The 937-nt window shown below is 46.0% G+C and carries 2 protein-coding genes; both read left to right on the top strand.

The window, feature by feature from the left end; genetic code table 11:
- Positions 1-563, top strand: a 563-nt coding sequence (locus tag ACFQ2I_RS19485) for a flagellin (protein ID WP_377567211.1), incomplete at its 5' end; no start/stop codon positions are given.
- Between the two features lie 179 nt (positions 564-742).
- Positions 743-937: flagellin N-terminal helical domain-containing protein (locus ACFQ2I_RS19480; RefSeq protein ID WP_449290073.1), on the top strand; the 195-nt coding region annotated here is incomplete at its 3' end.

The raw sequence follows: 937 nt of genomic DNA, 5'->3' as shown, positions 1-937 counted from the left end.
GTATCTCCTTCGTGCAAACAGCAGAAGGCGCAATGAACGAAGTAAGTGCAATGCTGACTCGCATGAAAGAGCTTAACGTTCAGAAAGCGAACGGCACATACAGCAGCACAGATAAAGCAAATATTGATCTCGAGCTTGATGAGCTGGGAGCTCAAATTGATAGCATTATGACAGACACCAAGTTCAATGGCATTAACATTACATCTGGCGCAACCATCCAAGCCGATGATGCGTCTCAGGCCATTGCAATTGCAGGCATTACTACAACTGATTTCGATGGTCTAAGCAGCGGTACTACCCTTGCTGATATTGAAACTGCAATTGAAAGTGTTTCGACGCAACGCGCAACGCTTGGTGCTACACAAAACCGTCTAGAGTATACGTCCAATAACCTTGGTACAACGGTCGAGAATTTGACAGCTGCCGAGTCTCGTATTCGCGATACGGATATGGCGAGCGAGATGGTGAAACTGACGAAGAATAATATTCTTCTACAGGCTTCTCAAGCGATGCTGGCGCAAGCTAATTCACAACCGCAAGGCGTATTGTCGCTACTGCAATAATTGTATTTCGAAGACCCTCTATCGGGTCTTCTTCTTTTCTACTAATTATTTTGTGGAGACTCTTGATTTTCTCCGAATATATACCGATATACTAATTAGAGCTGATAAAGGGCGGCCGACCTGATTCAGCATTCCACATGGAAGTGGAGACTACACTCAATTTCAGGGAGGAAATAACAATGCGTATTAATCACAACATAACGGCTTTAAACACACACCGCAACATGGGTCTGAACAACGCCAGTGCAGGTAAGGCGATGGAAAAACTGTCTTCCGGTCTTCGCATTAACCGTGCTGCTGATGACGCAGCTGGTCTTGCAGTGTCGGAGAAGATGCGCGGCCAAATCCGTGGCTTGGAGCAAGCGCAAAAGAAC

It is taken from the genome of Paenibacillus chungangensis (assembly GCF_042675905.1).
Lineage (GTDB): Bacteria > Bacillota > Bacilli > Paenibacillales > Paenibacillaceae > Pristimantibacillus > Pristimantibacillus chungangensis.
Note: the sequence above shows the minus strand (reverse complement) of the source record. Positions and strands in the feature narration are given on the sequence as shown.